Source organism: Sandaracinomonas limnophila (assembly GCF_004005965.1).
Lineage (GTDB): Bacteria > Bacteroidota > Bacteroidia > Cytophagales > Spirosomataceae > Sandaracinomonas > Sandaracinomonas limnophila.
Genome location: NZ_SACY01000005.1, coordinates 40,148 through 64,581, shown reverse-complemented (window position 1 = coordinate 64,581; position 24,434 = coordinate 40,148). Strand labels below are relative to the sequence as shown.

27 protein-coding genes are annotated in these 24,434 nt (G+C 36.6%); 13 read left to right on the top strand and 14 right to left on the bottom strand.

The window, feature by feature from the left end:
- The first annotated feature begins 46 nt into the window (after positions 1-46).
- Both folP and EOJ36_RS10355 read left to right on the top strand, forming a co-directional pair.
- Positions 47-916 (top strand): dihydropteroate synthase, encoded by an 870-nt coding sequence (folP, locus tag EOJ36_RS10360; protein WP_238944473.1) that lies wholly within the window; start codon positions 47-49, stop codon positions 914-916.
- Entirely contained in the window at positions 894-1,703 is an 810-nt protein-coding gene (locus EOJ36_RS10355) for an aminotransferase class IV (protein ID WP_127805077.1), read from the top strand. Before folP ends, EOJ36_RS10355 begins: the two co-directional genes overlap by 23 nt.
- A 244-nt stretch (positions 1,704-1,947) precedes the next feature.
- Here the strand turns inward: EOJ36_RS10355 and EOJ36_RS10350 are convergent, their stop codons facing one another.
- From EOJ36_RS10350 to aroQ, 9 genes are read right to left on the bottom strand one after another with little or no spacing between them, the layout of a single operon-like run.
- Positions 1,948-2,616 (bottom strand): DUF975 family protein, encoded by a 669-nt coding sequence (locus tag EOJ36_RS10350; RefSeq protein ID WP_127805075.1) that lies wholly within the window; start codon positions 2,614-2,616, stop codon positions 1,948-1,950.
- A gap of 53 nt (positions 2,617-2,669) precedes the next feature.
- Positions 2,670-3,194: a molybdopterin adenylyltransferase gene (gene mog, locus EOJ36_RS10345; RefSeq protein ID WP_127805073.1), complete on the bottom strand. Its 525-nt coding sequence runs from the start codon at positions 3,192-3,194 to the stop codon at positions 2,670-2,672.
- Positions 3,191-3,985, bottom strand: coding sequence for a tRNA threonylcarbamoyladenosine dehydratase (locus EOJ36_RS10340; RefSeq protein ID WP_127805071.1), 795 nt, complete (start codon positions 3,983-3,985; stop codon positions 3,191-3,193). Before EOJ36_RS10340 ends, mog begins: the two co-directional genes overlap by 4 nt.
- A 2-nt stretch (positions 3,986-3,987) precedes the next feature.
- Positions 3,988-4,938, bottom strand: a complete 951-nt coding sequence (locus EOJ36_RS10335) for a glycosyltransferase family 2 protein (protein ID WP_127805069.1) — start codon at positions 4,936-4,938, stop codon at positions 3,988-3,990.
- A gap of 42 nt (positions 4,939-4,980) precedes the next feature.
- Entirely contained in the window at positions 4,981-5,742 is a 762-nt protein-coding gene (locus tag EOJ36_RS10330; protein ID WP_127805067.1) for a tRNA1(Val) (adenine(37)-N6)-methyltransferase, read from the bottom strand.
- Complete coding sequence (locus EOJ36_RS10325; RefSeq protein WP_127805065.1) at positions 5,729-6,352, bottom strand: ribonuclease H1 domain-containing protein; 624 nt, start codon at positions 6,350-6,352, stop codon at positions 5,729-5,731. The genes EOJ36_RS10330 and EOJ36_RS10325 overlap by 14 nt, the downstream gene beginning before the upstream one ends.
- The gene (locus EOJ36_RS10320) at positions 6,353-6,925 is read right to left on the bottom strand and encodes a MarC family protein (RefSeq protein WP_127805063.1); all 573 of its coding nucleotides are present in this window, start codon (positions 6,923-6,925) and stop codon (positions 6,353-6,355) included.
- Positions 6,915-7,985 carry an aminotransferase class V-fold PLP-dependent enzyme gene (locus tag EOJ36_RS10315; RefSeq protein WP_127805061.1) on the bottom strand — a complete coding sequence of 357 codons (1,071 nt, stop codon included), beginning with the start codon at positions 7,983-7,985 and terminating at the stop codon, positions 6,915-6,917. The genes EOJ36_RS10320 and EOJ36_RS10315 overlap by 11 nt, the downstream gene beginning before the upstream one ends.
- A 1-nt stretch (position 7,986) precedes the next feature.
- Positions 7,987-8,412 (bottom strand): type II 3-dehydroquinate dehydratase, encoded by a 426-nt coding sequence (aroQ, locus tag EOJ36_RS10310; protein WP_127805059.1) that lies wholly within the window; start codon positions 8,410-8,412, stop codon positions 7,987-7,989.
- Between the two features lie 76 nt (positions 8,413-8,488).
- Between aroQ and xerD the strand changes: the two genes are divergently transcribed.
- Positions 8,489-9,394, top strand: coding sequence for a site-specific tyrosine recombinase XerD (gene xerD, locus EOJ36_RS10305; protein WP_127805057.1), 906 nt, complete (start codon positions 8,489-8,491; stop codon positions 9,392-9,394).
- Between the two features lie 137 nt (positions 9,395-9,531).
- Positions 9,532-9,987 carry an outer membrane beta-barrel protein gene (locus EOJ36_RS10300; RefSeq protein ID WP_127805055.1) on the top strand — a complete coding sequence of 152 codons (456 nt, stop codon included), beginning with the start codon at positions 9,532-9,534 and terminating at the stop codon, positions 9,985-9,987.
- Positions 9,988-10,040: 53 nt separating this feature from the next.
- Here EOJ36_RS10300 and EOJ36_RS10295 read toward each other — a convergent pair whose 3' ends face one another.
- The 3 genes from EOJ36_RS10295 to tsaE are packed head-to-tail and all read right to left on the bottom strand — an operon-like array spanning position 10,041 to position 12,085.
- Positions 10,041-10,442, bottom strand: coding sequence for a hypothetical protein (locus EOJ36_RS10295; RefSeq protein ID WP_127805053.1), 402 nt, complete (start codon positions 10,440-10,442; stop codon positions 10,041-10,043).
- 1 nt (position 10,443) lies between these two features.
- Positions 10,444-11,652 carry an alanine dehydrogenase gene (locus tag EOJ36_RS10290; RefSeq protein ID WP_127805051.1) on the bottom strand — a complete coding sequence of 403 codons (1,209 nt, stop codon included), beginning with the start codon at positions 11,650-11,652 and terminating at the stop codon, positions 10,444-10,446.
- Positions 11,653-11,662: 10 nt separating this feature from the next.
- Positions 11,663-12,085 (bottom strand): tRNA (adenosine(37)-N6)-threonylcarbamoyltransferase complex ATPase subunit type 1 TsaE, encoded by a 423-nt coding sequence (gene tsaE / locus EOJ36_RS10285; RefSeq protein WP_238944472.1) that lies wholly within the window; start codon positions 12,083-12,085, stop codon positions 11,663-11,665.
- A gap of 69 nt (positions 12,086-12,154) precedes the next feature.
- Here tsaE and EOJ36_RS10280 point away from each other — a divergent pair, with 69 nt between their 5' ends.
- From EOJ36_RS10280 to EOJ36_RS10240, 9 genes are all read left to right on the top strand, one after another.
- Positions 12,155-13,069: a sugar phosphate isomerase/epimerase family protein gene (locus EOJ36_RS10280; protein WP_127805049.1), complete on the top strand. Its 915-nt coding sequence runs from the start codon at positions 12,155-12,157 to the stop codon at positions 13,067-13,069.
- 73 nt (positions 13,070-13,142) lie between these two features.
- Positions 13,143-14,450: an amidohydrolase gene (locus EOJ36_RS10275; protein ID WP_127805047.1), complete on the top strand. Its 1,308-nt coding sequence runs from the start codon at positions 13,143-13,145 to the stop codon at positions 14,448-14,450.
- 68 nt (positions 14,451-14,518) lie between these two features.
- Complete coding sequence (locus tag EOJ36_RS10270; RefSeq protein ID WP_127805045.1) at positions 14,519-16,636, top strand: bifunctional aldolase/short-chain dehydrogenase; 2,118 nt, start codon at positions 14,519-14,521, stop codon at positions 16,634-16,636.
- Between the two features lie 11 nt (positions 16,637-16,647).
- Positions 16,648-17,919, top strand: coding sequence for a TIM barrel protein (locus EOJ36_RS10265; protein ID WP_127805043.1), 1,272 nt, complete (start codon positions 16,648-16,650; stop codon positions 17,917-17,919).
- Position 17,920: 1 nt separating this feature from the next.
- Positions 17,921-19,285, top strand: coding sequence for an FGGY family carbohydrate kinase (locus EOJ36_RS10260; protein WP_127805041.1), 1,365 nt, complete (start codon positions 17,921-17,923; stop codon positions 19,283-19,285).
- A complete protein-coding gene (locus EOJ36_RS10255; protein ID WP_127805039.1) occupies positions 19,282-19,995 on the top strand; it encodes a (Fe-S)-binding protein in 714 nt (237 codons plus the stop codon). Before EOJ36_RS10260 ends, EOJ36_RS10255 begins: the two co-directional genes overlap by 4 nt.
- Positions 19,988-21,352: a lactate utilization protein B gene (locus EOJ36_RS10250; RefSeq protein ID WP_127805037.1), complete on the top strand. Its 1,365-nt coding sequence runs from the start codon at positions 19,988-19,990 to the stop codon at positions 21,350-21,352. The genes EOJ36_RS10255 and EOJ36_RS10250 overlap by 8 nt, the downstream gene beginning before the upstream one ends.
- Positions 21,353-21,768: 416 nt before the next feature.
- Positions 21,769-22,332, top strand: a complete 564-nt coding sequence (locus EOJ36_RS10245) for a LutC/YkgG family protein (protein ID WP_127805036.1) — start codon at positions 21,769-21,771, stop codon at positions 22,330-22,332.
- Between the two features lie 142 nt (positions 22,333-22,474).
- Positions 22,475-23,158, top strand: a complete 684-nt coding sequence (locus EOJ36_RS10240; protein ID WP_127805034.1) for a hypothetical protein — start codon at positions 22,475-22,477, stop codon at positions 23,156-23,158.
- Here EOJ36_RS10240 and EOJ36_RS10235 read toward each other — a convergent pair whose 3' ends face one another.
- Positions 23,159-24,106, bottom strand: coding sequence for an NAD(P)-dependent oxidoreductase (locus EOJ36_RS10235; protein WP_127805032.1), 948 nt, complete (start codon positions 24,104-24,106; stop codon positions 23,159-23,161).
- Positions 24,103-24,432 carry a nucleotide pyrophosphohydrolase gene (locus EOJ36_RS10230; protein ID WP_127805030.1) on the bottom strand — a complete coding sequence of 110 codons (330 nt, stop codon included), beginning with the start codon at positions 24,430-24,432 and terminating at the stop codon, positions 24,103-24,105. Before EOJ36_RS10230 ends, EOJ36_RS10235 begins: the two co-directional genes overlap by 4 nt.
- Positions 24,433-24,434: the final 2 nt, after the last annotated feature.

The following is a 24,434-nucleotide window of genomic DNA, read 5'->3' as shown; positions in this document are numbered from 1 at the left end:
TTTTTCGAACAGCAAAAATAGTTTAATTATCCTAAATTTCCTTGTATTGAATCCTCTTTTTCCAACATTTCATAGCATTCAATTTCTGGGTCGTGTGTTGAGTTTTAATAAGCCTGCTTTGATGGGAATTTTGAACTGTACACCCGATTCATTTTTTGAGGATAGTCGTGTGAATTCTCTACAGGCTGTTGTAGAAAAAGCAGAAAAAATGGTTCATGCCGGTGCAATGATTTTGGATGTTGGAGGACATTCAACTCGACCAAATGCTGACCCTGTTACCATGGAAGAGGAAATTGCCCGAGTCATTCCTGTTATTAAGCTTTTGGTCAAGAATTTTCCTGAGATCTGGATTTCAATTGATACCTACCGACTCGAAGTGGCTCAACAAGCATTTTTGGCGGGTGCTCATATTTTCAACGATATTGGAGCAGGAAATATGGACGAAGGGATTTTAGAATGGGTTTCAAACAATCAAATACCCTATATTTTAAGCCATAGCAGAGGAAAATACAATGAAGTACATTCTTTGCCAAATTATTTAAATGTTGTAGAGGATGTTTGGACAGATTTGGCAAAAAAAGTACAATTTTTACGTTCTAAATCTTTCACCAATTTAATAATTGATCCTGGTTTCGGCTTTTCTAAAAGCCTGGATGATAATTACAAGATCATGGCACAATTACCTCAGTTTAAGGAATTAGGTGCTCCATTAATGGTAGGGATTTCAAGAAAAACCATGTTGTGTAAATTTTTGAATATTTCTTCAGAGGAAGCCCTGAATGCCACTACAGCCATGAACAGCATCGCCCTTCTTTTAGGGGCTGATATTTTGCGTGTACATGATGTTGAAGAGGCCAAACAAGTAATTGATTTAGTAGAAAAATTAAAAAAATATGGATTATCCAATTTATCATAATAATTCCTGGAAAAAAGCGAGTGAAGTACATGTTAGTATTTTTGATGTTGGATTTTTGCGCGGCTATGGGATATTTGATTTTTTCAGAATCATGAATGGTCGCCCTGTTTTCATGAATGATCATTTGGATCGATTTTTATCATCTGCCCAAAAAATGGGGATTCATCATACCTACCAAAAAAATGATTTAGCAAATATAATTCTGGAGTTGGCTGCTATGTCGAAAGACGAATGTTTAGGTGTAAAAATGGTATTGTCGGCAGGTGATAGTCTAGGTGGCTTTGAGCCAACTTCAGGCTCACAATTGTTTGTAATTCCAAATCCTTTTCAATTTACGGATTTTGAAAAGGGAATGAAATTGAAATCATTTGAATTTCAGCGTGAAATGGCCGATATTAAAAGCTTAAATTATGCTTTTGCCTTACGAAATTGGACCAAAATAAAATCAGAAGGATTTGATGAGTATATTTATTTTACTACCGAAGATGGAGTTACCGAATGTTCTAGAAGTAATTTGTTTTTGGTTAAAAATGGAATAATTATCACTCCTAAATCAGGAATTCTAGAAGGAATAACTCGGAAGAAAATTATTGAAATTTGTCAAAAAAATCATTTGCCATTGGAAATTCGAGATGTATCTCTACAAGAATTCAAAGATTCCGATGAAGTTTTTACTACTGGTAGCACCAAGCGTGTAGTCCCGATTTTGCAAATTGATGAAATCATGTTTGAAATTGGAGAGGTAACGAGGAAGTTATATGCAGTGCTGATGAGGGAAGAGGGGTGATGTATTATGTAAGATGTATGATTGAAAAATAATCCTGGAGGGATTGCAAATCTCTAGTTTGAATTAATCAGAATAGTATTTTGACCCCAGCGGGGTCAAAATTATTTTAATGGGAATATTTGAAAGAAATTCTAAATTTTATCAGTTAGCTGTTAGGAATTTTGTTTCTTTATTTGTTGGGGAAATGCATGCCCCTTACCCCCTGCAATATACCGTTTTATTTAATAATTATACTGATAAAATACTAGTTGTCAGTGATTTCTGATTTTTCAACAAGTTGTTGATAAAATTGAGCCAAACAAATATTTGCATAGGGTATTAACCATAAAAATCCAATTCCCAGGGTAAAAATGCAAAGAAAACCTAAGCCTACAAATCGTAAATAAAGTTTAAATAATTGCCATTTGTGTCCATGCATTAGCTGTTTACTTCTTTCAATTGCTTCTAGAGAACCTAAGCTCGGATTATCAATAAGGATAAAATAACTCATTGAATATGATAAAGCTGCTATAATACCTGGAACGATTAGAAGCAACATCCATAACCAGGTGAAAATAGTTGTAATTAGGAAAGTGGCAAGCAAAACAAAATATCTATTTAAGTCTTTGAAACCTTCGAAAATGAGTTCAATTGTTGCGATGTTATTTCTTATAACCGCTAAACTAAACAGTGCACCTCCAAAAGCAAATGCCCCACTTAAAACGAGTGAAATGAAAAAGCTATAATTGAATTGAACCTTTTCTGAAAGATGTTCCTGCCAATTTGAAGTGTTTATTTCAATTGGTATTTTAATTGGCGAGTTGGAAATAAGTAGAGAAGGGATAATTGAAATAAGGAAAAATGCAATAATAGCATAAAGCCATTTGCCTTCTAATTGATTTCTTGCAGCAGCGGTAATTTCTGTATTTGTCATGATTTCAGTGATTAGTTAAATTTATATGACAATTTACTTATTTTTTTGAATTATTACACTTTTGGTCTGAAGACTTTCATATTCTCCTCTTTACATTCAATAAACGGACCACCAATTAAATCAATACAATAGGGAATGGCTGGAAAAACCGCTTCTAAGCATTGGCGAATTGCCTTGGGTTTGCCCGGTAAATTAACGATCAAGCCCTTTCCGCGAATTCCAGCGGTTTGTCGACTTAAAATGGCCGTTGGCACATATTGCAAACTAACAGAACGCATGAGCTCTCCAAATCCAGGCATCATTTTGGAACAAACAGCCTCTGTTGCCTCTGGAGTAATATCTCTGGGTGATGGGCCCGTACCACCTGTTGTTACCACCAAACAACAATTTTCCAAATCAATCATTTTGCACAAGCAATCCTCAATTTGTTCTTGCTCGTCTGGAATAACTGCATAAGAAACCTCAAAGCTCGATTGAATATATTCGTTCAATAACTCAACTACCGCCTTTCCTGGTATATCTTCATATATTCCAGCACTTGCTCGGTCAGAAATATTGATAACTCCTATCTTGATCATGATTTTTTGTTGCGTTTGTCCATTTTATCAAATGCTTTGGGTCTTTTTTCCTTTTGGATGGGTTCATTTAATAAATCTCGAATGACTACAGAGGCACAGACTCCTCCAAAAGCTGCAGGTAAATAGGATATAGTTCCGTAAGCCGATTTCTTGAAATTTGAACCGTCGGTTAAAATTAAAGATTCATCTTTTACTTTTTCCAACGAAAAAACAGCTTTTATCCCTTTTCCAACTTGCATTTTACGTAATCTTTTACGAACCATAAACGCTAAATAGCATTCATGCGTGTCAAATAACTCTGCTACTCGAATTTTTGTTGGATCCAATTTGCCACCTGCACCCATTGAACTAACAATTTTTAGTTTCAAATCATAAGCCGTTTTGAGTAGGGTAAGTTTCGGAGTTACCGAATCTATACAATCCATTATATAATCGAATTTTTTGTTTTCTAGGATCTCTTTGGCGGCTTCTGGACTTAAAAATGTCTCGTGGCTAGTTAATTCCAAATCTGGATTAATGGCTTTCAGACGTTCAGCCATTATTTTAGCCTTTGGTTCTCCATGATTAGTCTGTAAGGCTACCAATTGTCTGTTTCGGTTGGTTGGGTCCACCACATCACCATCTACAATGGTCATTTTACCAACTCCTGCACGGGCAATAAATTCAGCCGCAAAGGAGCCAACTCCTCCTAATCCCACTACTAAAACATGTGCATTTTGTAATTTTTCGATACCCTGTGGGCCAATCAATAATTCTGATCGACTCAACCAGCTCAGGTCTTTTGTACTCATACTTAGGCTATTTCTTCCTTGATTTGATATTGTGTAGTTTTGTCGGAATTGGTAACCATCAATTCACCTAAAAATCCGGCCAAAAATAATTGAACTCCTAATATTATTGCTACTAAGGCTAAATAAAACAAAGGATTGTCAGTTACATTTCTGTATTTTAATTGATTAGCAATGTTATACAACTTCTCTCCAATCAACCACAATGTGATTATTGTACCACTGAAAAATGATAAGATACCTAAACCACCAAAAAGATGCATGGGTCTTTTTCCAAAGGTTTGTACAAAAGTGATAGATAATAAGTCTAGAAACCCATATAAAAAGCGTTCTAAACCAAATTTTGTAACTCCATATTTGCGGGATTGGTGCTGAACTACCTTTTCTCCAATTTTAGAAAATCCATTCCATTTTGCTTGAACGGGTATGTAGCGGTGCATTTCACCATATAAACGAATCGTTTTAACTACTTCCTTTTTATAAGCTTTTAAACCACAATTGAAATCATGCAAATAAACTCCTGATAATGCTCTTGTAGCTGCATTATATAATTTAGTAGGGATTGTTTTTGAAATAGGATCAAATCGTTTTTGCTTCCATCCTGAAACTAAATCATAATTATCTTCGGTAATCATTCGATATAATTCAGGAATTTCATCTGGAGAATCTTGCAAATCTGCATCCATTGTAATAACCACATCGCCCTCTGCCTTTTGAAAGCCTTCGTGCAAGGCTGCCGACTTACCATAATTTCTTGCAAAAGAAATTGCTTTTATGAAACTGTATTTATTTTTTAATTCTTGTAAAACTTCCCAAGAATTATCCTTACTGCCATCGTTTACAAAAATCATTTCGTAGGAAAATGAATTTGTTTTCATCACCGTATCTATCCATGAACAAAGTTCTGGCAAAGATTCAGCCTCGTTGTAAAGAGGTACTACAATGGATATTTGCATAGTTTTCGGTATGGGAAAAACAAAAATACAAAAAAAATGGGTTTACGGGAAAATTATGTAATAGGGCTGCAAAAGTTCAATAAATTCAGGAGTGTATTCATTAAAAGTATTTTTTATAACAAGTTTGGAATGCTTTGTTTCTGATTGTTCTGTTGAAAAAAGTGCTATCTCACGTAGTACCTTTCCATTTTCATTTGGAATTATTTCAATTCGTTCTTTACAAGATATTTTTTGGTAATCGCTATGATTGCAACCAAATTGATTGCAACCACAAGGGTTGCAACTGGTTGATTTTACAACCTCATCCATTACATCTGGTGGATATAATACGGCAAAGTCAAAATCGGGTTTTGAATGCATGAAAATAGCTTCCAACAGCTGCTCCGGACTCAATTCATCACTATGCATTGCCGTCTGTTTACTTTTTGAGCTGTTGCTAAGATGATTAATAAAGAAGGGTGGGTTTGAAAAAATAAAATCGTATTTAGTTTCAGTTTTATAATCTTTAATGTCCCCTTCTATTAAGTATATATTTTGCTTAAAAGGTAGTTCTTCGAAATTTTTTCTGGCAAGTTGAGCTACCTCAGGAAAAATTTCTACTGTATCAATGGTTTCCTGTGAGTGAAACTGTGCAACCATGGCTGCTAAAACTCCAGAGCCAGTACCAATTTCCAGCATATTGCCATGTGCCCATTTGGCTAAATAAGCTCCAAAAATACAGGCTTCTGTTCCGATTTTAAGTCCAGGATCACCATGTTCCAAAGAAAAGCCTTTGAAGTGAAAAGTTGATCTACTTTCTGCCATAATCGGCTGGATTTTCTCCCCAATGTTCTGTTTCCCACTTCAAAATTTTAGTAGTTATCCGGTTATTTTTTAACCATTCCAAAGCTCGATCTACTCGTTCAAAAAGCTCCGCATTGGTATCGTTGGGTTCTAATTTCGATTTAACCACTTTATCGCGCACCCAAGCAATGGCCGTAATGGAATCCGAATATATGGGGTAGGGTAAATTATGTTGTTTTAAATAGGCAATTCCATGGACCAATGCCAAAAATTCCCCTAAATTGACGGTTCCTTGAGGAAAAGGTCCTTGTTTAAAAACTACTTGCTTGGTTGCCGTGTCCACTCCTTGATATTCCAACACTCCTGGATTCCCAGAACATGCCGCATCAACTGAAAGCGAGGGGGTAATCGGTTTACCAACATTTGCTGTAGAAGTAGTCTTTTTTTGACCAGAACTGGTAAATGTCCAGTAGTTTTTTTTCAAAGCGTCTTCTGCCTCACTTTGGGAATCAAATGATTTATATTGGGCTCCGGGATATCCGGCAATGTGCTTTTGGGTTTCTTCCCAAGTGGAAAAAACTCCGGTTTCATGTCCCTTCCAAATGGCATAAAATTTTGCTTTTTTAGCCATTTATATCCTTGTTTTGAAAATTTTAATGGCAATAGCAATTAGTATTACTCCAAAAACTTTTCGGATTATTTGCGTGCCTGCATCACCCAATTTTTTCTCTATCCAGGAACTTGATTTTAAAACGATATAGATGAAAAATAAGTTAATGAAGATTCCAATAATGATGTTTTCCTCCTCAAATTGCGATTTTAAGGACACCAAAGTCGTCATCGTTCCTGCTCCCGCAATAATGGGGAAGGCTAAGGGGACAATGGAGTGTGAGCCCGTATCAATGTGTTCTTCTTTGAAAATATTTCTACCCAAGGTCATCTCTAAACCGATTAAAAATAAAACCAAAGCACCCGCCAAAGCAAAGGAATTGATATCAACTCCCAAAAGTTTTAAGATAAATTTTCCGGCAAAGAAAAAGCCAATCATGATTAATCCAGAAACCATAGTCGCCTGCTCCGCATGAATATTTCCATTCTTTTTCCGAAGGTCAATGATAATGGGTATTGAACCTAAAATATCTATCACAGAAAATAAAATCAAGGAGGCTGAGAGAATTTCTTTGAGGTTAAATTTAAATTCCATAGTGGGTAAAAAATTGTATTAATTGATGAAAATCTTCTTGTGTGTGACTTGGGAAATTGGCTATTCGGAAGGTGTTATTTTTGAATTTTCCATATCCTTTTCCCAGGGTAATTCCCTCTTTTTCTGAAGCCTTGTGTAATTCTTTTATCCAAGTTTCATTTCCGGAAAATGTTAAAACAGTAGGTAAGCGTAAAAGAGGCTCCTTTATTAGAAAATCGCAAGATTTATTATCAAAATTATTTAAAAAATCTTCAAATACTTGTGATTTTGCAAGTGTTTCTATTTCTGTATTTTTGATGTTAGGTAGATAATGCGTCATTTGATTGAGCAAATAAATGCTTAAAACATTGGGAGTGAGGTGGGTTTGATGCTTTTGTCTATTTTCCTCCATAAACAACAAATCGTTGTATTTATTTTTTCTGCCTTTTTTATGTGCTCTTTCCAAGGCCATGGGGGAACAAATTAGAATTCCCATTCCTGCGGGTAATCCCATACATTTTTGAACAGAAGCAAACCATACATCCGCCTCTATCCAGGGCAATTCAATTCCTCCCATGCTGGAAGTTGCATCCACGGCAATAATTGCATTCGAGGATTTTGAAAAATCTTTTCTTCGAATTGTTTGCCCAGTTCCATTGGAAGTTTCACTTTGAACCAAACAAATAGTATCTGAATTGGAAAAATCTATATCTGAATTTTGGATGAATTCTGACAAGTGAACTTGTTCTGAAAAGGGAATTTTAATGGAATTGGGATTCCAAAAGTCATTATAAAATGCCCATTTTTCTCCAAAAGCCCCATTGAAAAAATGTGCAGACTGCTCCAAAACCAATGAATGTGAAACAATTTCCCAAGCCTCAGTTGCAGAGGAAACAAAATATATGTGGTAATCTGAGGGAATATTCCACTTTTCTTTGAGAACAGCTTCGGTATTTTGATAAAGATTTTCAAAGGTTTTACTACGATGATTCACGCTCACAATGCCATTCCGGTAAGCCTCCTGAATAAATTCAAGACCTATCGGATGAACTTTAGACGGTCCCGGGTAAAACGACAACATATTACACGAAAGATTGTAATGCTAATTCGTATCCTTTTAAACCAAGACCAACAATTACACCTTTACATTTTGCACTCAAAAAACTGTGGTGTCTAAATTCTTCACGAGCATGCACATTCGAGATATGAACCTCAATTACAGGAGTTTTTACTGCTCCAATTGCATCCCCCAATGCCACAGATGTATGGGTTAAACCACCGGCATTTAAAATAATTCCATCAGCTGAAAAGCCCATTTCATGAATTTTATCAATCAATGCTCCTTCATGATTTGACTGAAAATATACCAATTCAAATTGATTGGAATAGGTTGATTTTAATTCCTCAAAATATTGAATAAAGCTTTGGTTGCCGTAAATTTCTGGTTCACGGGTACCTAAAAGATTCAAATTTGGACCATTGATGATAATAATTTGTTTCTTAGCCATATTCTAAATTTTTTAAAAAAGAGAAAACCCTTGGTATATTCTGTTAAATTTACAGCTTTGTTTTCGATTTTTATTTATGTGGGAGCAAGAAATCCAATCTTTTGGTGATTTTTTAAAGCTTGAACGGGGTATGTCGCCCCATTCACATGCCGCCTATAAGCGCGACGTGGAGAAGTTTGCTCATTTTTTTTCTCAATCCATTTTTTCTCAAATTCCCTTAGAAGAATTGGAAGAAACTCACATTTTGGCCTATTTCAAAGAATTGATGGATTTGGGAATTGAGGCAAGCACGCAATCTAGGTATTTGTCGGCCCTCCGAAGTTTTTTTCAATTTTTAGTTTTTGATGATAAAATCAAAAAAGACCCAACTTTTCACCTAAAAACGCCACAAAAAGTCAGAAAATTGCCCGATACCCTATCTTTTGAAGAAATCTGTTTGTTGTTGGATCAAAATGATATGTCTAAGGCAGAAGGGGTTCGAAATCGAGCGATTCTAGAATTATTATATGGTGCAGGAATGCGTGTTTCAGAGTTGGTGAATGTGCGTTTGTCGGATATTTTTGAAGATATTTCTTGCATAAAAGTGAAAGGAAAGGGCGATAAAGAGCGTTTAGTACCTGTTGGTGATGATGCTTTTTATTACCTGAATTTGTACAAAGAATCAGTTCGATCAAAAGTGCCCGTCAAAAAAGAGGCCTTAAATATGTTGTTTGTGAATAGGAGAGGCGGACAATTGAGTCGAGTAATGGTTTTTTACATCATCAAAGACCTAGCAGAAAAAGCAGGTATTCACAAAAGTATTAGTCCACATACCTTTCGACATTCCTTTGCTACCCACCTCATTGAAGGAGGCGCAGATCTCCGTGCCGTGCAAGAAATGTTAGGACACGAATCTATTTTAACTACTGAAATCTATACGCATCTGGATAGAGAATATTTAGGTCAAATTATTAGAGATTTTCACCCATTAAGTGGAAAGTAGGGAGTGAAAAGTGAAAAGTTGCAAAATCACAACTTTTATTTTATCAGATGCTCGTAAATTGCATCTGTTAAATTATTTATCATTTTATTAATCACTAATGAAAAAAAACATTTGTACATTCTGCACTCGTATTTTTATTGACAATCTGTTCTTTTGCTACTATTGCACAAACCAAAAGAAATACTTTCGGAATTGGTTTTCAATCATCTCTTCCTGTTTTTGGTTTAAGTGCAAAATATGCACTTAATAAAACTTCGGTGGTACAGGCCACAATTGCTCCATTTTCTTCAGGGGCTTTTGGTATAAACTATTTTGGAGGTAGATATATCTATCGATTTGAATCCAAAAATAATTTAGACCCTTATGTTTATGGCGCTGTTGGATTAGTCACCTATAGTTCTGTAATTTCCTCAGCTTTAGGTTCAAAATCAAATAGTTTTGGTTCCTTTGGTGTAGGTGGAGGTGTTGAATATATTGCTGCCGATGTTTTAGGACTATCGGCAGAAATTGGACTTGGAAAAATGTCTGTTGTTGATGGGGTAGGTTACACAGGGATAAATATGGGTGTAGGTATCCATTATTATTTAAAATAAAGTTTTTGATTGAATTAAGTCAGGTTATATCAAGGCCTGACTTAACTTTCAATTTACTCCTCCGGATACGGAATAAACACAAAATTGGTAAACTGTCCGTCAATTACAAATAGACAACAATACTCATCAATATCTTTGTAATTTGTGGTGAAAACCTCTTTATTTTCTTCTGAGATTAATTCTCTTTGTAAAAATTCTTCTAAAAAGGAAGCGTTGTAGGCCCAGCGATTGGCAGCGATTTCGGCAAGCCCAATCAGCTTTTGTCCAATTTCTACAGGTCTTTGGGAGACCACAAAGATGGGGAAATCTGAAAATCCTCTTTGTTTGATTTGATACGCTGCATCTTTTAACACATGCGATACATTGGCAAAATCTGAGGAGATAATGCCTAAATATTTTCCATTTAAATCGGGCGAATTGGGTGCGTTAGATAACGCTTGGTAATCTTCAATCATACTAACCTTTGCTTAATAACAATAAGGAAATGTCTTTTATGGGTTTGTTGAATTTTTTGGCAACAATGGGGTGGGTCACAAATCCTTTGTACAAATATACACCTTTCATAAATGATTTCCCTTGCCACAACATTTCTTCAACACCACCAGTTTTGCCAGATTTTAAAATAAAACTGCTGATCAAATTGCTAATGGCCAAGGAAGAAGTTTTGCCTACTTTGGAAGGGATATTGGGGACACAATAGTGAATTACTCCATGTTTTCTGAATACTGGGTGACTAATAGTTGTCAATTCAGAGGTTTCAAAACAGCCTCCTTGGTCGATGCAAACATCCATGATTAAGGTGCCTGGTTTTAATTTGCTGACCATTTCTTCTGTAACCAAACAAGGTGTAATCCCATTGTCAGACCGTAAAGCCCCTACAATAATTTGTGCATTTTGAAGTGCCGATGGTAGATTTTCAGAATCAATTACCTGAGTTACTAAGGGTAGCCCAAGCGTTTGTTTGAGTCGCTGAAGCTTGTAGATATCTTTGTCAAAAACCATTAATTGGATTCCAGCATGGTAGGCCGATTTGGCGATTTGTTCAACTACATGTCCCGAACCTAATAATACCATAGAAATAGGGGTGACTCCCGTAACATTTCCCAACAAAATATTGCCTTTTTCTTGATTACTTAAGATTTGATGGGCAATGGGTAAAATCATTTGTCCAGCTATTTCTGCCATGATTCGAACAAATGGGAAGCCACCTCCGTTGTCCTCAACATATTCCATGCCAATGGCCAAAATTTTCTTTTGGTTCATAGCATCTATAATGTCCTCATTTAATAAAAAAGTAGCTGCACATGAAATGATACTTGCCCCTTTTTTCATGAAACCAATTTCAGATAGTGTAGGTGGAGTTAATTTTAGAAGTAAAGGACTTTGCCAAATTTCACTTAAATCAGTTGAAACTTTCGCTCCTGCCAACAGATAATCCGAATCAGAAAAACCAGCTCTTTCACCCGCCCCTTCTTCAATGACTATTTGATGACCATTTGCGATTAATAAATGAACGGCAGTTGGACTCAATGGAACCCTATTTTCATTGTTAGAAATTTCTTTGGGCATACCTATGAAAACACTTTTTGCATTTTCTTTGGTCCAAGCCATGGCCTCCATCGGCATGATTCCTTGGGCTGATAACATTTCGTGAAAAGATTCCATACTATTTAAATTACAAATTCAATTTCATATTTCTTGTTTCATTCTCACCTAAATTTAGCTGAAATGTTGCAAATTCTCCCTCCCAAAGTTCCTCCGCTTGTTCTGGCCACTCTATTAAGCAAATATTTCCTGAATCTAAATAATCTTCAATTCCAATGGCAAGTGCTTCTTGCACATTTTTTAATCTGTATAAATCAAAATGATAAATAGATTGCCCATTTTCAGTGCTGTATTCATTGACTAAAGAAAATGTTGGACTTTGGACCGTTTCTTTTACTTTAAATTCTTTACATATTTCTTTGATGAGTGTTGTTTTACCGGCACCCATTTGTCCACTAAAAAGCCAAATAGTAGGCAATTTCGGACTTAAGTCTACAATTTCTTTGGCAATAGTAGGTAAGTCTGTGAGGGTATATGCTGACCAATTTTTCAAAATATTCAATTTGCGTTGGAATAGTTTTACGAAGTTAATAAATTTGATTCTTACAAAATCTATTTAAATATGAAATCAACAAGAAGAGACTTTCTTCAGAAGAGTGCTTTGTTTTTAGGAGCAAGTGCTATGGGAAGTTCTGCATTAGCCAATTTGGCAGGTAAAAAATCTAAACATTTAATTGGAGTCCAACTATATTCGGTTCGTGAAGACATGAAAAAAGACCCAATGGGTACTTTAACTCAAATTGCACAAATGGGTTACAAACATGTTGAACACGCAAATTATGTGAACCGTAAATTCTACGGCTGGTCGGCACTAGAATTCCGCAAAAGATTAGAAGACTTAGGCTTAAAAATGCCTTCTGGACATACCGTAATGGGAAAACAGCATTGGGATGAAGGCAAGAAAGATTTTACAGATCTTTGGAAATTTACAGTTGAAGATGCAGCAGTATTGGGTCAAGAAATAGTTATTAGCCCATCTTTAGATTCCTCCTTACGCTCAACAACTTCTGATGTAAAGCGTTATATGGATATTTTTAACAAATCTGGAGAGTTGTGTAAAAAATCTGGTATGCGATTTGGTTATCATAATCACGATTTTGAGTTTTCACAAAAATTAGATGGAGTTACTTTGTTTGATTTAATGCTAGATAATACAGATCCAAGTTTAGTTGCACAACAATTAGACATTGGTAATATGATCAATGGCGGTGGGGTTCCTGAAGAAATTTTAAATAAATACCCAAATCGTTTTGTTTCTATGCACGTGAAGGATGAAATTCTTTCTAGCGCTGGACATGAAAAATATGAAAGTACAATCCTTGGAAAAGGCATCATTGATGTGAAGAAAATGGTGACCCTAGGACTTACTAAAGGAGGTACAAAACACTTAATCATTGAGCAAGAGTCGTATCAAGGCAAGGCTCCTATTGATTCTATGAAAGAAGATTTGGAAATCATGAAAAAGTGGGGATTTTAATACCGCCCCCGGCGCTTCGCGCCACCCCCTCCTTCTGAAGGAGGGGGAAGGGGGTGGTTGAATTTAAATAAATATGAAAAAACACTTCATTATTGCATTATTGGCAGTTGCAACAAGCAGTTTTGCCCAATCAAAATTAAAACCCTCCTTATCTCAAAAAGCAGATGCTTTGAAATCAAAAGTCATCGCATGGAGGCGAGATTTTCATGAACATCCTGAACTTGGGAATCAAGAGTTTAGAACTGCAGAAATTGTAGCTAAACATTTGAAATCTTTAGGGATTGAAGTCCAAGAAAAAGTAGCCTATACAGGAGTTGTAGGTGTTTTAAAAGGAGGAAAACCTGGTCCTGTAGTTGCTTTACGAGCAGATATGGATGGCTTACCTGTAACAGAACGAGTAAATATTCCTTTTAAATCCCAGGTTGTAACATATTATAATGGTCAAAAAACAGGGGTAATGCATGCCTGTGGTCATGATAGTCATATGGCTATTTTGATGGCTGTGGCTGAAATTTTAGCTTCAGAAAAAGCTAATTTGGCTGGAACAGTGAAATTTATTTTTCAACCCTCAGAAGAAGGTGTTTATAATGCAAATGGAGAATCAATTTTGTCGGGCGCTGAGTTAATGGTTAAAGAAGGTGTTTTGGAAAACCCCAAAGTTGAAGCCATTTTTGGATTACATATTTCTGCTGGTTCAGAAAATGGAGTGTTGGAATACAAGCCAGGGGCTACTATGGCAGCAGTTGACCAATTAGATATTGTAGTAAAAGGAAAACAAGCACATGGGGCAAATCCATGGTTAGGAGTAGATCCAATCGTTACCTCTTCTCAAATTATAACAGGATTACAGACTATTGTTTCTAGAAATGTAAATATTACGGAGGATCCTGCAATTGTGACCGTAGGAGCAATCCATGGTGGGATTCGTCAAAATATTATTCCAGAAAGTGTGAAAATGATTGGGACCATTAGAACCTTTGGTGTGGAACAGCGCGAATTAGTTCACAAAAGAATCAAGGAAATTGCTACAAATATTGCTGAATCAGCAGGAGCAAAGGCAGATGTAACAATTGGTACAGGGTATCCTGTAACTTTTAATAATGTGGCATTGGTCGAAAAAATGTTACCAACGCTACAAGCAATTAATGGGAAAGAAAGGGTACGTCAAATTCCTGCACATACAGGAGCTGAAGATTTTTCCTTTTTTCAACAAAAAGTACCAGGATTTTTCTTTTTCTTAGGTGCCAGACCAGCTGATAAAAAATCAGTAAATGAGGTTGCGGCGCATCATACACCTGATTTTTATTTAGAAGAAAGTGAATTTCAAGTGGGTGTGAAAGCATTAAGCCACCTTGTTGTAGATTATTTTGAGAAAAAATAAACTAACCTTATGGGATATAAGGATGGTAATTTTTTCTTGTGTGTTACTTTTGTGAAAAAATAATAATTATGTCAAAAAAATATAACCACGTTTCGTATTTGTGGGACGATCAAAAAGCCGCTGGATTAAGTGAAGTTGAATTATTTATTTATCGTTCTAACATTTTAGGAGCCGATCTACGAATTACTAATTATGGGGGAGGAAATACTTCTGTTAAAATTACAGATAATGATCCTTTAACAGGAGAGGAAACAGAAGTGATGTGGATCAAAGGTTCAGGTGGTGATATAGGTACATTGAAATTATCGGGTTGCGCTGCACTTTATACAGATCGTTTGCGCAATCTTGAAAAAGTTTATAAAGGAATTCATATGGAAGATCAAATGGTTGAATTATTCAATCATTGTATTTTTGATTTGAGTTCAAAGGCACCGTCTATCGATACGCCATTACATGGATTTTTGCCATTTAAACATATCGATCACCTACATCCAGATGCTGCAATTGCCATTGCTGCTGCAAAAGATGGTGAAAAAATTACAGAAGAATTATTTGGAGGTAAAATCGGTTGGGTGCCTTGGCAACGTCCGGGTTTCGACCTTGGACTTCAATTGCGTACTTGTTTGGAAAATGCTGCCGCTAAAGGAATCCAATTACGTGGTATCATGTTAGGTTCGCACGGGTTGTTCACTTGGGCAGACAATGCTTATGATTGCTACATCAATACCTTAGAAGTTATTGAAGCATGCGCAGAATACATTGCCCAAAACGAAGGAAAGAAACGTCCTATTTTTGGTGGTGCAAAAATCCAAAGTTTACCTGCAGATCAACGTACTGCCCAGGCGCAAGCATTAGCACCTGTATTACGAGGTTTATGTTCTTCTTATCAATCAATGATTGGACATTTTACCGACGACGAGCGCGTTTTACAATTTGTAAATTCAAATGATTTGGAGGTTTTAGCTCCTTTAGGAACTTCTTGTCCAGATCATTTCTTGCGTACTAAAATTTCTCCTTTGGTTTTGAATTTTGGAGCAGGAGATGATTTGTCGGATGCCGAGGCTGTAAAAGCTCGCTTGTTGCCTTTGTTTGAAGGATATCGTGCGATGTATGCCGATTATTACAATAATTGCAAACACAACAATAGCCCTGCAATGCGTGATCCGAACCCTGTGGTAATTTTATACCCTGGCGTTGGTATGTTTACCTTTGCAAAAGACAAACAAACGGCACGTGTAGCGGCTGAGTTTTATATCAATGCTATGAATGTGATGAGAGGGGCGGAGGCAATCTCTTCTTATACTTCTTTGCCAAAACAGGAAGCTTTTGATATTGAATACTGGTTGTTAGAAGAAGCAAAATTGCAAAGAATGCCTAAGCCTAAGGCTTTGTCTGGTCGAGTGGCATTTGTAACAGGCTCAGGTGGTGGTATTGGTAAAGCAATTGCTAAGAAGTTTGCAGAAGAGGGGGCTTGTGTTGTTTTAAATGATAATAATGCGGAGCGATTAGAAGAAGCCAAAGCTGAATTTGTTAAATTATTTGGAAAAGATAATGTTGCAGCCGCTGTAGCAGATGTAACAGATGCTTCAACGATTGAAAGTGCCATGAATATTGCTGCTTTAGCTTTTGGCGGAGTGGATTTGGTAGTTAATAATGCCGGAATTTCTATTTCAAAACCAATTTTGGATCATACTGAATCAGATTGGAATAAGTTATATGATATTTTAGTGAAGGGACAATATTTGGTTTCTCAAGCTGCTGTGCGTGTGATGCGTAAACAGGCAATGGGAGGTGATATTGTGAATATTGTGTCAAAAAATGCAGTGGTAGCCGGACCAAATAATGTTGGATATGGCTCTGCAAAAGGTGCCCAGGCGCACATGTCAAGATTATTAGCTGCTGAATTAGGTCCTGATCAAATTCGCGTAAACATGGTTAATCCAGATGCGGTTATTGCCGATTCCAATATTTGGGCTGGCGGTTGGGCTGAGGGTCGAGCAAAGGCCTATGGTATCACCGTTGCAGAATTACCTGCTTATTATGCAAAAAGAACCCTCTTGAATGAAAGTATCCTGCCTGTGGATATTGCCAACGCATGTTTTGCCTTGGTGGGTGGATTGTTGAGCAAATCAACAGGAAATGCTATCAATGTAGATGGTGGTGTGGCAGCAGGATTTTTACGTTAAACCGAGTGATAATGAATTTAGATAGTTTAATACAAGATTATAATAACCAAGGAATAGCAACGCATAATCGTCGATTGGATTTTATCCAAAATGACGTGCAAATTCCTTCAAATTTGATTCAAAAATTAAAAGATTTTCAAATTGCTATACCTTCATGGGCCTTAGGTACAGGAGGTACTCGATTTGGACGTTTTTCTGGTGGAGGCGAACCGGGAACATTGGAAGAAAAAATTTCAGATGTAGGTTTACTACATCGATTAAATAAATCGTCAGGAGCTATTTCTTTGCACATACCTTGGGATATCCCTTCGGATGCTAATGCAATTAAAAAATTGGCTGCAGATCATGGATTAGCCTTTGATGCAGTCAATTCCAATACCTTTCAAGATCAGGCTAATCAGGCTTTGAGTTATAAATTTGGTTCTTTGCAACATACCGATAGGGCTGTTCGCAAACAAGCCATTGATCATAACATTGAAGTAATCAAACATGGGGTTGATTTAGGTTCTAAATCTATTACCGTTTGGTTGTCTGATGGATCTTGTTTTCCAGGACAATTGAACTTTCGTCGTGCCTACGAGCGTACCGTAGAAAGTTTGAAAGAAATTTATGCAGCTTTACCATCTGATTGGAAATTGTTTTTAGAATATAAGGCATACGAACCTAATTTTTATTCTACAACCGTAGGCGATTGGGGACAGTCGTATTCAATGGTGAATAAATTAGGAGATAAGGCCTATACTTTGGTCGATTTAGGTCACCATTTACCTAATGCAAATATTGAACAAATCGTTTCATTATTATTGATGGAAGGTAAACTAGGTGGTTTCCATTTTAATGATTCCAAATACGGGGATGATGATTTAACTGCTGGCTCTATGAAACCATATCAGTTATTTCTCATTTTCAATGAATTGGTAGATGGTATGGATGCCAAAGGAATGAATCATGCAAAAGATTTAGGTTGGATGATTGATGCTTCGCACAATGTAAAAGATCCCCTTGAAGATTTATTGCAGTCGGTGGAGGCAATTCAAATTGCTTATGCTCAAGCTTTATTGGTAGATCGCAAAGCTTTAGAAGCGGCTCGTGAAGCTAATGACGTAGTTCGTTGCCAAGAAATATTACAAGGTGTTGCTAGAACAGACGTTAGAGCTTTAGTTGCACAAGCTCGTTTGGAATTAGGAGGTGTATTGAATCCAGTGGAGTTTTACAGAAGTGCAGAAATAAGAAAACAATTAATTCAGCAAAGAGGTTCAAAAACAGTGGCAACTGGATTGTAAAATGAGCAAAATAGATTGTATTGTTATTTTTGATATTGGAAAGACCAACAAGAAATTGTTGGTCTTTAACGATTCATACCAAGTTATTCATGAGCAATCTACTCAATTTCAAGAAATTCGGGATAAGGAAGGTTTTCCTACAGAAGATGTGTCTTTGTTAGAAAATTGGTTGAAACAATCGTTTAAGGAAGTGTTGGCCAATGCAAATTGGCAGGTTAAGGCATTGAATTTTTCAGGTTATGGAGCAAGTTTAGTGAATATTGATGCACAAGGAAAAGTTGTCGGATATTTAAAAAACTATTTAAAGCCTGTTCAGCAAGAATTATTCGATTTGTTTTTTCACAAATACGGTCCTGAAAAAGAATTAGCAAGAATTACTTGTTCTCCTGTTTTGGGGAATTTGAATTCTGGTTATCAGGCTTATGAAGAACGTCACCATGCCAATTGGGAATCAATTAGTTCTGTGTTGCATTTTCCCAATTATTTGAGTTTTTTATTTCATGGGGAACGCGTAACAGAAATGACTTCCATTGGTTGTCATACCATGCTTTGGGATTTTGATTCGAAACAGTATCATCCTTGGGTTAAAAAGGAAGAAGTATTTCAAAAACTTCCTCCGATAGAGGCAGGGACTTGTACTTATCCTGCCATATATGATAAGGCCATTCAAGTTGGATTAGGTTTACACGATTCCTCCGCTGCTTTGGTACCCTATATTCGACAATTCAAAGAGCCATTTATTCTGATTTCAACCGGGACTTGGTGTATTTCCATGAATCCATTTAATCATTCTCCACTTTCTGAAGAAGAGCTTGAAAACGATGTGTTGGCTTATATGCAATTGGACGGAAATCCTGTGAAAGCTTCTCGACTTTTTGCAGGAAATGAGCATGAAATTGTAATTAAACAATTAGCAGAACACTTTAAGGCAGATTCTGATTTTTATAAAACGGTTAAATTTGATAATCAAGTGGCAGAATTGTTCCTGAGTAAATTATCCATGGAAAAAAACAAGAAACGTTCCGCCGATTTTCTTAAAGCAAGTGATTTTTTAAATAAAAATTTAAATAGTTATACAACTATCGAATTGTCTTATCAAGACTTTGTTACTGACTTAGTGATTCAATTACTTTATAGCTTAAAATTTGTGTATAATGGTGATAAATGTAGGATTTTAGTAGATGGTGGATTCAGTAAAAATAGTATTTTTATGAATTGTTTGGCCTTAGCCTTTCCTAATTCAGAAATTTTTGGGGCCGAAGTGGCCCAGGCTAGTAGTTTAGGAGCTGCATTAGCAATTCATGAGAGTTGGAATGAGCGAGAAGTACCAGCAGATTTAATTCAATTGATTGCTTTTAAAGGATGAAAGTAGCACTTTTTGTTCCATGTTATATAGACCAGTTTTATCCACATGTGGCTAAAGCTTCTTTGGAATTATTGGAGAAATTGGGTTGTGATGTGGAGATTCCTATGGGACAAACTTGTTGCGGACAACCGATGGCAAATTCAGGTTTTTCCCATATTAATCAAGGAGTTGATCAACATTTTGAGAAGCTTTTTACTGGATATGATTACATCGTAGGGCCTTCTGGGTCATGTATATTACATTTAAAAGAGCATCATCCCAATCTGAAAATCAGGTCATCAGTTTTTGAAATTTGTGAATTTTTAGTGGATGTTTTGCAAGTGAAGTCAGTGCCTGGGAAATTTCCACATACGGTTGGATTACACCAAAGTTGCCATGGGCAACGTGGATTAGGCTTATCTTCTATGTCGGAACGTAACTTACCCCATTTTTCAAAATTGGGAACACTGCTAGATTTAGTTGAGGGATTAACCTGGAAATTACCAGCCAAAGTGGATGAATGTTGCGGTTTTGGGGGTACATTTTGTGTGACAGAAGAAGCTGTATCTGTAAAAATGGGGCAAGATCGAATTCAAGAGCATGAGGAGATTGAAGTTGAATATATTGTTGGTGCAGACACTTCCTGTTTGATGCATTTGGATGGGATTTTGAAACGTAAAGGTTCAAAAATTCAAATTAAACACATTGTAGAAATATTAAATCATGCGTAGTCACTCAGCAGTAGCAGCGGAATTCATTGCAGACGGTGAGCGCACCGACTGGCACAACGAAACCCTTTGGTGGGTTCGTGCTAAGCGTGATAAGGCTTCTAAGGCATTACCAGAATGGGAAGATTTACGAGAGCAAGCTTCTCAAATAAAAAATTTTACACTCGACAATTTGGGAGAATTATTAGTTCAATTTGAACAAAATGCTATCCAAAATGGAATAAAGGTGCATTGGGCTGCTGATGCGAAGGAGCATAATCAAATTGTTCATTCGATAATTGCTAAAAAAGGGGTCTCACAATTGGTGAAAAGTAAATCAATGTTGACCGAAGAATGTCATTTGAATGAATATTTAGCAGAAAAAGGCATTGAGGTAGTGGATACAGATTTAGGTGAGCGAATTGTTCAATTTAGAAAAGAAGCACCAAGTCATATTGTTTTACCTGCTATTCACCTCAAGAAAGAAGATGTGGGTGAAACCTTTCATGAGCATTTAGGAACACCCAAAGGAAATAAAGACCCCCAATTTTTAACGGAAGCTGCTCGCCAACATTTGCGTGAAAAATTTTTACAATCGAAAGTGGCTATTACAGGGGTTAATTTCGCAGTGGCTGAAACAGGCGAGTTTGTGGTCTGTACCAATGAAGGAAATGCCGACATGGGGGCACACTTGGCAGATGTCCATATTGCCTGTATGGGATTGGAGAAAATCATTCCTTATCGAAATGATTTGGGTGTCTTTTTACGATTGTTGGCTCGATCAGCAACAGGACAATTAATTACAACCTATTCTAGTCATTTTAAAGCTCCACGTAAAGGACAAGAAATGCACATTGTTTTGGTTGATAATGGAAGAACCAGACAATTGGCTCGTCCAGAATTTAGGAATTCTTTGAAATGTATCCGTTGTGCTGCATGTTTTAATACTTGTCCTGTCTATAGACGTTCGGGTGGACACAGTTACCACCAGGCAGTAGCAGGGCCCATCGGTTCTATTTTGGCACCCAATTTTGATATGAAAGCCAATGCAGATTTGCCTTTTGCCAGTACTCTATGTGGCAGTTGTTCAAATGTTTGTCCAGTGAAAATAAATATCGATCAACAATTGTGGTTGTGGCGACAAGAAATCACCAAAGTAGGCTTCGCTCCTAAAGGGAAAGAGTTAGGAATGAAAGGCATGGCCATATTATTTGCTCATCCGAGAATTTTTCAGTTTGCTGGTAGAATAGGTCGTTGGGTATTAAAAAACGTGCCATTTCTTGCAAATAATAAATTAAATCCATGGTATTGGCAAAGAGAAATGCCCGAGGCCCCGAAGGAGAGTTTTCAGGAATGGTACAAAAAAAGGGATAAAGTATGAGGTATGAGGTATGAGGTATGAGGTATGAGGTATGAGGTATGAGGTATGAGGTATGAGGTATGAGGTATGAGGTATGAGGTATGAGGTAACAACAAAGCCCGAAGGGCTTTACCTGCATAGCCCGGTGCGAAGCTCCGGGAAATAAATAATTTTGCAACGAACCCCGCAGGGTTTCAATTTTAAATAGCCCGGTGCGAAGCTCCGGGAAATAAATAATTTTGCAACGAACCCCGCAGGGTTTCAATTTTAAATAGCCTGGTGCGAATCTCCGGGAAATAAATAATTTTGCAACGAACCCTGCAGGGGTTCAATTTTAAATAGCCCGGTGCGAAGCTCCGGGAAATAAATAATTTTGCAACGAACCCCGCAGGGGTTCAATTTTAAATAGCCCAGGGTGAAACCCAGGGACCCAAAATATGACAAGCAGAGAATCAATTTTATCGAAAATAAATGCACTAGCACCTTTGGGAGCCCAACATCCTGGGGATTTCAAGGCAATTGAAACAGATTTAGGTTCCCATTTGGAAGATTTTCAAAATGCTTTGACTGTTGTGGGTGCTATAGGTAAAGTGATTTCGAAAGATCAAATTGATCAGGCCATAAAAGAAGTTCATCCTCGTAAATTTGTGTTTACCTCTGATAACGTGTTGGAAAATGGCCTGGCTTTATCTGACGTGGATGTATTGTTGATTCAAGGAAAATTGGGTGTTGCTGAAAATGGAGCAATTTGGATTTCGGAAGATCAATTGCCTCATCGAGTGGCTCCATTTATTTGTCAACATTTGGTCATTCAACTAAAAAAAGAAAACATAGTAGCTACCATGCATGCTGCTTATGCGAAATTAGGTTCAAATAATCCAGGATTTGGACTCTTTTTAGCAGGTCCTTCTAAAACTGCCGATATTGAACAATCTTTAGTCATTGGGGCCCATGGTGCGAGGAGTTTAGCGGTATTAATAATAGAGACATTAGACGAGTGACGAGAAATGAGTGACAAAATACGAGTGTTTTGCTTTGAATTCTCGTTTCTGGTCACTCGTCTCTATTAATGATATTTATCAGATGCTGCAAATTGTCAAAAAGTTTAAAAAATTGTACTTTTAAGGATTATTGAATAGATCTATGAAAAAAATAATCCTTTTACTTTTTACGCTTTTAGCCTTTTCTTGCTCAAAATCTACTGAAAAACAAGCAGATGCTCTTCCTCAGGCACCTACTCAAGTTTTAGATAATTTATTGGCTTTGCAAAATGTGGAGGGATTAGTTCAAAAGTTTGGCAAAGAAAATGTGATTCAAGATACATCTATAGTGATGTCAGACGACACTCTACAAGGTAGTATTTTGTTTCCAAATTCTGACCAAACGGTATTTGTATTTTATCATAAAGGTCAAATTTCAGATTTGAGTATTCAGGGAAATTCTTCTAAATGGATAACTAAAAGTGGTTTATTTTTAGGCTTACCACTTTCTGAAGTTGAAAAATTAAATGGAAAGAATTTTACTATTTCAGGATTCAACTGGTTACATGGTGGTACTGTTGTAAGTTGGGAGGGAGGAAAGCTGGGAGGTGATAAATTAAGTCATGTTGCTCAGTTTTCAAATGTTGGTAATAAACATGAGGGTGTTTCTGATGAAGATTATGGTAAAATTTCTGGAGAAGCTGAGTTTGATGTGCGTCACCCTGCCATTCAATCTTTAAATCCAGTATTAGATCATTTATCCCTTGTTGTTCCTTTTGTTCCGGAAAAAGAAGAAGGGATTAAAATGGGAAGAACTATTGAAAAATCGCAGATTCCTCCGAAATAATCAGGCAATTCGATTGATTACATTACCTTGTTGAAATGCATTAAGGATTTGTTGAATAGTTGTAAAAATTCTTGTTCTCGCTTCAAAACTAATCCAGGCATTGTGTGGAGTAATGCTTACATTTTTTGCACTTAAAAGTGGATTTCCCTCCTCTGGTGGTTCAACTTCTAACACATCTAATAAAGCAGCAGCAATTTTTCCTTCATTTAAGGCATTTGCAAGATCTTGAGAATGAATAAGTCCACCTCGTGAGGTATTGATTAAAACCAAATTGCTTTTGGTATTTGCTATAAAATGTTGATCAATGAGTTGATTCGTATTTTCAGTCAATGGACAATGCAAACTAATGAAATCGGATTGCTGTGCCAATTTTTTTAGATCAACATATTCCATGTTTTCAATTTCCAAATCACGAGTATGAGAATAAATGATGCGCATTCCTAAGCTTTGACACATCTGGGCAAAAGCCTTTCCAATAGACCCCATTCCAATAATTCCCATGGTCTTGCCATACAATTCTATCAAAGGCTGCTTTTGAAAACACCAGTCTTTTGATTGCACCCATTCGCCTTTTTTTACCGACTGAGCATGGGTCTCCACCGCATTCGTATAATTCAAAAGTAGAGCTAATGCATGTTGAGCCACTGAATAGGTTCCGTAATTTGGAACATTGCACACAAAAATTTGATGATTTTTACAGTATTCAACATCCACGCAATTATACCCTGTTGCTGAAACAATGATAAGTTTCACCTTCGAAAATTGAGGCAAATTAGATGCGTTTAGTACGTATTTATTGGTAATTAGAATTTCTGAATCTAAAAGATTATTTAGTATTGTTTTTCCTTCTCTTCGATCTTGGTAGACTACTTCTCCAAAATTTTCTAATAATTTCCAATCAATATCTGATTGAAACAAGGTAAATCCATCTAAAATACCAATTTTCATGCTTTTAATTTTGGATTGTTATGGTGTCTTTCTGCATCACGAATGCTTTTTTTCTCTAAATTTCTTTTAAAAGCTTCTTCTAAATCTACCCCAGTTTGATTGGCCAGACAAATCAATACAAACAATACATCAGCCATTTCATCGCCTAAATTTTTCGACTTATCTGATTCTTTTTCAGATTGTTCACCGTACCTCCGTGCAATGATGCGCGCAACTTCTCCCACTTCCTCTGTCAGCATGGCCATATTTGTCAGTTCATTAAAATACCGAACTCCAACTGTTTGAATCCAATCATCAACTAATTTTTGGGCCGCTTTAATTTCCATAT

Coding starts and splice junctions, on each gene's coding strand:
- EOJ36_RS10355 (WP_127805077.1), top strand. CDS start 894: ATGGATTATCCAATTTATCATAATAATTCCTGGAAAAAAGCGAGTGAA.
- EOJ36_RS10230 (WP_127805030.1), bottom strand. CDS start 24,432: ATGGAAATTAAAGCGGCCCAAAAATTAGTTGATGATTGGATTCAAACA.
- EOJ36_RS10295 (WP_127805053.1), bottom strand. CDS start 10,442: ATGATTGAAGATTACCAAGCGTTATCTAACGCACCCAATTCGCCCGAT.
- EOJ36_RS10350 (WP_127805075.1), bottom strand. CDS start 2,616: ATGACAAATACAGAAATTACCGCTGCTGCAAGAAATCAATTAGAAGGC.
- EOJ36_RS10240 (WP_127805034.1), top strand. CDS start 22,475: ATGAAAAAAATAATCCTTTTACTTTTTACGCTTTTAGCCTTTTCTTGC.
- xerD (WP_127805057.1), top strand. CDS start 8,489: ATGTGGGAGCAAGAAATCCAATCTTTTGGTGATTTTTTAAAGCTTGAA.
- EOJ36_RS10335 (WP_127805069.1), bottom strand. CDS start 4,938: ATGCAAATATCCATTGTAGTACCTCTTTACAACGAGGCTGAATCTTTG.
- EOJ36_RS10260 (WP_127805041.1), top strand. CDS start 17,921: ATGAGCAAAATAGATTGTATTGTTATTTTTGATATTGGAAAGACCAAC.
- EOJ36_RS10320 (WP_127805063.1), bottom strand. CDS start 6,925: ATGGAATTTAAATTTAACCTCAAAGAAATTCTCTCAGCCTCCTTGATT.
- EOJ36_RS10255 (WP_127805039.1), top strand. CDS start 19,282: ATGAAAGTAGCACTTTTTGTTCCATGTTATATAGACCAGTTTTATCCA.
- EOJ36_RS10325 (WP_127805065.1), bottom strand. CDS start 6,352: ATGGCTAAAAAAGCAAAATTTTATGCCATTTGGAAGGGACATGAAACC.
- EOJ36_RS10330 (WP_127805067.1), bottom strand. CDS start 5,742: ATGGCAGAAAGTAGATCAACTTTTCACTTCAAAGGCTTTTCTTTGGAA.
- EOJ36_RS10315 (WP_127805061.1), bottom strand. CDS start 7,985: ATGTTGTCGTTTTACCCGGGACCGTCTAAAGTTCATCCGATAGGTCTT.
- EOJ36_RS10290 (WP_127805051.1), bottom strand. CDS start 11,652: ATGGAATCTTTTCACGAAATGTTATCAGCCCAAGGAATCATGCCGATG.
- EOJ36_RS10245 (WP_127805036.1), top strand. CDS start 21,769: ATGACAAGCAGAGAATCAATTTTATCGAAAATAAATGCACTAGCACCT.
- EOJ36_RS10265 (WP_127805043.1), top strand. CDS start 16,648: ATGAATTTAGATAGTTTAATACAAGATTATAATAACCAAGGAATAGCA.
- EOJ36_RS10340 (WP_127805071.1), bottom strand. CDS start 3,985: ATGAGTACAAAAGACCTGAGCTGGTTGAGTCGATCAGAATTATTGATT.
- mog (WP_127805073.1), bottom strand. CDS start 3,194: ATGATCAAGATAGGAGTTATCAATATTTCTGACCGAGCAAGTGCTGGA.
- EOJ36_RS10280 (WP_127805049.1), top strand. CDS start 12,155: ATGAAATCAACAAGAAGAGACTTTCTTCAGAAGAGTGCTTTGTTTTTA.
- EOJ36_RS10250 (WP_127805037.1), top strand. CDS start 19,988: ATGCGTAGTCACTCAGCAGTAGCAGCGGAATTCATTGCAGACGGTGAG.
- EOJ36_RS10275 (WP_127805047.1), top strand. CDS start 13,143: ATGAAAAAACACTTCATTATTGCATTATTGGCAGTTGCAACAAGCAGT.
- EOJ36_RS10270 (WP_127805045.1), top strand. CDS start 14,519: ATGTCAAAAAAATATAACCACGTTTCGTATTTGTGGGACGATCAAAAA.
- aroQ (WP_127805059.1), bottom strand. CDS start 8,412: ATGGCTAAGAAACAAATTATTATCATCAATGGTCCAAATTTGAATCTT.
- EOJ36_RS10235 (WP_127805032.1), bottom strand. CDS start 24,106: ATGAAAATTGGTATTTTAGATGGATTTACCTTGTTTCAATCAGATATT.